The 5,230-nt window shown below is 61.7% G+C and carries 4 protein-coding genes and 2 pseudogenes; all 6 read left to right on the top strand.

The genetic code is table 11. The features are described from left to right. A pseudogene (locus A3722_RS03910) lies at positions 1-193 on the top strand (recombinase family protein); the annotation flags it as partial. Between the two features lie 127 nt (positions 194-320). Beyond that, a complete protein-coding gene (locus A3722_RS03905; protein ID WP_067626526.1) occupies positions 321-1,289 on the top strand; it encodes an oligopeptide/dipeptide ABC transporter ATP-binding protein in 969 nt (322 codons plus the stop codon). Then, on the top strand, positions 1,286-2,293 hold the full coding sequence (locus A3722_RS03900) for an oligopeptide/dipeptide ABC transporter ATP-binding protein (protein ID WP_067626527.1): 1,008 nt from the start codon (positions 1,286-1,288) through the stop codon (positions 2,291-2,293). Before A3722_RS03905 ends, A3722_RS03900 begins: the two co-directional genes overlap by 4 nt. Positions 2,294-2,479: 186 nt before the next feature. Continuing rightward, positions 2,480-3,538, top strand: a complete 1,059-nt coding sequence (locus tag A3722_RS03895) for a LacI family DNA-binding transcriptional regulator (RefSeq protein WP_067626529.1) — start codon at positions 2,480-2,482, stop codon at positions 3,536-3,538. After that, positions 3,535-4,830 (top strand): xylose isomerase, encoded by a 1,296-nt coding sequence (gene xylA, locus A3722_RS03890; protein WP_067626530.1) that lies wholly within the window; start codon positions 3,535-3,537, stop codon positions 4,828-4,830. The genes A3722_RS03895 and xylA overlap by 4 nt, the downstream gene beginning before the upstream one ends. Positions 4,831-4,852: 22 nt before the next feature. Further along, a pseudogene (locus A3722_RS03885) lies at positions 4,853-5,230 on the top strand (sugar phosphate isomerase/epimerase); the annotation flags it as partial.

Below are 5,230 nucleotides of genomic sequence, written 5' to 3'. Positions count from 1 at the left end.
CACGCAGGCCGGATTGAAGGCTGCTGCAACGCGCGGCAGAAAAGGAGGGCGCAAGCCTGTCGTCACGCTCAAGAAGCTGGAGCAAGCCAAAGCCCATATCAGCGATGGATTGACCGTCCGAGAGGCCGCAGCGCGCCTCAAAATCAGCAAAACAAGCCTCTACAATGCCCTCAGAGGTCAGAAACCCGACTGAAACCGCGAATGTTCCCGTAAAGTTCGCACGAGCCGGACGATAACGTCACTTTTATGCAGTGACCCCTCTTTGGCCTGTTCTTTATCGGCGACGGATTGCGTGACGCCCTCGACCCCAAGGATCGCTGATGTCTCTGCTGGAAATCGACAAGCTCTCTGTCACCTTCGACGGCGACGACGGCCCAGTGCATGCGGTCAACGACCTGTCGCTGTCGATCAACCGGGGAGAGACCTTGGGCATCGTCGGCGAAAGCGGCTCGGGCAAATCGCAGACCGCCTTTTCGATCATGGGCCTGCTCGCGCCGAACGGTCGCACCGCTGGCTCGGTAAGGTTTGACGGGCAGGAAATTTTGGGCGCGAAGCCGAAGGTGCTGAACAAACTGCGGGCTGAGCGGATCGCGATGATCTTTCAAGATCCGATGACTTCGCTCAATCCCTATATGCGCATCGCCGACCAGATGACCGAGGTGCTGACCCTGCACAAAGGCATGTCCAAACGCGACGCACTGGCGGAGTCGGTGCGGATGTTGGACGCAGTAAAGATCCCCGCAGCCAAGGAGCGCATCCGCCTCTTCCCGCATGAGTTTTCCGGCGGGATGCGCCAGCGGGTAATGATCGCCATGTCGCTGCTGTGCAAGCCCGACCTGCTGATCGCGGATGAGCCGACCACCGCGCTCGACGTGACGGTGCAGGCGCAGATCATGGACCTGCTGGGTGATCTGCAAAAGGATTTCGGCATGGCCACGATCCTCATCACCCATGACCTTGGCGTCGTCGCGGGGTTCTGCGAGCGGGTGCTGGTGATGTACGGTGGCCGCGTGATGGAGCAGGGCCCGACCGAGCCGCTTTTCGCGCAACCGACGCACCCCTACACCCGTGGCCTTCTGGCTGCCGTGCCGCGGGTCGATGACCAAGACGCCACCATGAAGGCAATCCCCGGCAACCCGCCGAACATGGCCGCGCCGCCCCAAGGCTGCCCGTTCCGCCCGCGCTGCACCTACGCCGGCGAGGATTGCCGCGTGATGCCGCCCCTTGCGCCTTTTGCCGAAGGCCGCGCCCGTGCATGCCACCGCCCGATTTCGGAGGTCACCGCATGAGCCCGCTTCTGTCTGTTCGCGACCTCCACGTGCGTTTCCCCATCACCCGCGCTGGCGATATGCCTTGGACGAAACCGCGCTATCTGCACGCGGTCAACGGGGTGAGCTTTGATCTGGAGCCCGGCAAGACGCTTGGCGTGGTCGGCGAATCCGGCTGTGGTAAATCCACCCTCGCGCGGGGTTTGATCCAAATGGTCCCGGCGACGGGGCAGGTGAACTGGCGCGGAGAGACGGACCTGCTGTCACTCTCCCCCCGGCAGATGAAACCCTACCGTTCTGAGATCCAGATGGTGTTTCAAGACCCTCTGGCCTCGCTCAACCCCCGCATGACGCTGGGCCAGATTATCGCAGAGCCGCTGCGCACGCACCGGCCCGAGATCTCTGCCAAGGAACGCCGCGCCCGTGTCGCGCAGATGATGGAGCGCGTGGGTCTGCTGCCGCAGATGATCAACCGCTACCCGCATGAATTCTCGGGCGGGCAGTGTCAGCGTATCGGCATCGCCCGTGCCCTGATCGTAGAGCCGAAGTTGCTGATCTGCGATGAGCCGGTCTCGGCGCTTGATGTGTCGATCCAAGCGCAGGTGATTGAGCTGCTGAAAGAGCTGCAACGCGATCTGGGGCTGGCGATGATCTTTATCGCCCATGACCTCAGCGTGGTGAAAAACATCTCGGACGAGGTCATGGTGCTCTATCTCGGCCGCATCATGGAGAAGGCCGCCAAGGCGCAGCTCTACGACAACCCGCAGCACCCCTATACGCAGGCGTTGCTTTCGGCGGTGCCGATCCCCGACCCCGTGGCCGAACGCGCCAAGCAGATCGTGCCGATGACGGGCGATATGCCCTCCCCGATGAACCCACCCTCGGGCTGTGTTTTCCGGGGCCGCTGTCCGCGCGCGCAGGCCGATTGCGCTGAAGTGGTGCCAGAGCCGGGACGGGGCGCGCATCAGGTAGCCTGCATTCACCCCGGCCCGATGCAGGAAAATGAAGTGGCCGTAGGGCGCTGACGCCCTTCTGCTGATTTAAATCCCTTTACAATAACGCTTTACCTGCTGCCTTAGAGCCTTGCGGCGGCTTTGCATTCTGCAAAAATGCTATACGTCTATCAAAAATGATTGACGTATATCAAAATATCCTCATAGATAGGGTCAAGACGCGCCGCTTGGGAGGGTTGGCGCGATGGGGGAGGGATCATGACAAGTCCAACGCTGAGCGATGTCGCACGCGCTGCCGGGGTGAGCTATGCCACCGCAGACCGGGTGATCAACAACCGCGGCAATGTGGCCGACAAGTCCATCGCCAAGGTGCGCGAGGCGGTCACCTCTCTTGGCTATGTGCGCAATGTCGCGGCGGCCAACCTGTCGCGCGGTCGGATCTACCGGCTCGCGTTTTTGATCCCCCGCGGCTCCAACGCTTTCTTCAACCGTATCCGCCAGCACATCGACCACGCCGCCGCCCATCACGTCAGCGAGCGTGTGACCGCCGAGGTGATCGAGGTCGCAGCCTTCGCGGTGGAAGGGCTGCAAGACAGTATCTCGGCCCTACTTGAGCGTGATTTTGACGGTGTCGCCATCGTCGGGCTGCAAAGCGCTGCGCTTGAGGCACCCTTGGCCGAATTGCGTGCCAAAGGGGTGGCCGTCGTGGGCCTTGTCTCCGACCTGCCCCATGCCGCCCGCGCGGCCTATATCGGCATCGATAACATCGCCGCCGGGCGCACTGCCGGGCGGATGGTGGGCCTTGCCCATGGCGGGCAGGGCGGGCAGGTACAGACCTTTGCAGGCTCGCTCGACGCGCGTGACCACGCGGAGCGCCTTGCCGGATTTCGCGAAGTGCTCAACGCTGATTTTCCGCAGGTTACGGTGCTCGATCCGATCATGACCAAGGACGATGCGCAGGTGCTTCAGGCGCAGACGCAAGAGGTCCTGACCCAGCAAGGGCTGACGGCGCTTTACAACGTTGGCGCGGGCAACAGCGGCCTGATCGCCGCCCTTCGCGGCGGGCAGGGAAAACGCCCCTTTTGTGTGGTGCATGAGCTTGTCGCCCATTCCCGCCAAGCACTGATGGAGCGGCAGATTGATCTGGTCATCGACCAGCGGCCTGACGTGGAAATCAACCGCGCGTTCACCGTGCTGCGCGCCCTGATTGACGCGAAAGACCTGCCGCCGATGCCGGAACTCGTGCCGACGATTTATGTGCGGGACAATCTGCCCGCCGACGCTTTGACCGATCAGATGAAGGCCCAAGATACATGAGTGATTTCTTTAAAGATATTAAGCCCCTGTCCTATGACCCAGAAGGGTCTGACCTGACCTTTCGCCACTACAATCCTGACGAAGTGGTCATGGGCAAACGGATGGAAGACCACCTGCGCTTTGCTGTGGCCTATTGGCATTCCTTTGCGTGGCCCGGCGGCGATCCCTTCGGCGGCCAGACATTTGACCGCCCGTGGTTTGGCGAGACGATGGACATGGCACGCCTCAAGGCCGATGTGGCGTTTGAGATGTTCGATCTGCTGAACGCGCCTTTCTTCTGCTGGCACGATGCCGACATCCGCCCCGAAGGCGATACATTCGCCGAGAGCCTGCGTAATTTCGAAGAGATCATCGACTACCTCGGCACCAAGATGGAAAGCTCCAAGACCAAGCTGCTTTGGGGCACCGCGAACCTCTTTGGTCACCGCCGCTTTATGTCGGGCGCGGCCACCAACCCCGACCCGGAGGTCTTTGCCTGGTCCGCGGCGACGGTCAAAGCCTGTATGGATGCGACCCACAAGCTGGACGGCCAGAACTATGTGCTTTGGGGCGGGCGCGAGGGCTATGAAACCCTGCTGAACACCGACCTGAAACGCGAACGCCAGCAGGCCGGGCGGTTCTTGCAGATGGCGGTGGAGTACAAACACAAGATCGGCTTCAAAGGTGCCATTCTGGTGGAGCCGAAGCCGCAGGAGCCCACCAAACACCAGTATGATTTCGATGTCGCGACCGTCTATGGTTTCCTTAAGGAGTTCGGGCTGGAGGGCGAGGTTCAGATGAACATCGAACAGGGCCACGCGATCCTTGCGGGCCATTCGTTCGAACATGAATTGGCGCTGGCGTCCTCTCTGGGGATCTTCGGCTCCATCGACATGAACCGGAACGACTACCAGTCGGGCTGGGACACCGACCAGTTCCCCAACAACGTCCCCGAGGTCGCGCTGGCCTATTACGAGGTGCTGAAAGCGGGCGGGTTCACCACCGGCGGCACCAATTTCGACGCCAAGCTGCGGCGGCAATCGCTTGACCCGGTCGATCTGGTCGCGGCCCATGCAGGCGCGATGGATGTCTGCGCGCGGGGCTTCAAAGCCGCCGTCGCGATGTTGGAGGATGGCACGCTCGAGGCCATGCGCGATGAACGCTACGCGGGCTGGGAGGGCCCCAACGCCAAGGCCATGCTGGAGGGGGATCTGGCCAGCATCGCGGCGCAGGTTGCCAAAGACGGCATCAATCCGCAGCCCCGCTCGGGCCGGCAGGAAATTCTGGAGAATATCGTGAACCGGTTCGTTTAAGCCGGGGAAAGGGAGGACCACCATGAAAACGATCAAGGGACCAGCGCTGTTTCTGGCGCAGTTTGCAGGCGACGAAGCGCCGTTTAATTCTTGGGACAGCATCACCAAATGGGCTGCCGATTGTGGCTATAAGGGTGTGCAGGTGCCCAGTTGGGACGCACGGCTGATCGACTTGGCCAAAGCGGCGTCAAGCAAGGATTACTGCGATGAGTTCAAGGGCAAGGCAGTCGAGAACGGCGTAGAGGTCACCGAACTTTCGACCCACCTTCAGGGCCAGTTGGTCGCGGTGCACCCGGCCTATGACACTGCCTTTGACGGCTTCGCCGTAGAGGAAGTGCGCGGCAATCCCAAGGCGCGTCAGGAATGGGCCGTCGAGCAGGTAAAGATGGCGCTTTCGGCG

This window comes from Sulfitobacter sp. HI0027 (assembly GCF_001634775.1).
GTDB lineage: Bacteria > Pseudomonadota > Alphaproteobacteria > Rhodobacterales > Rhodobacteraceae > Sulfitobacter.
This window is presented reverse-complemented; position numbering and strand designations above follow the sequence as displayed.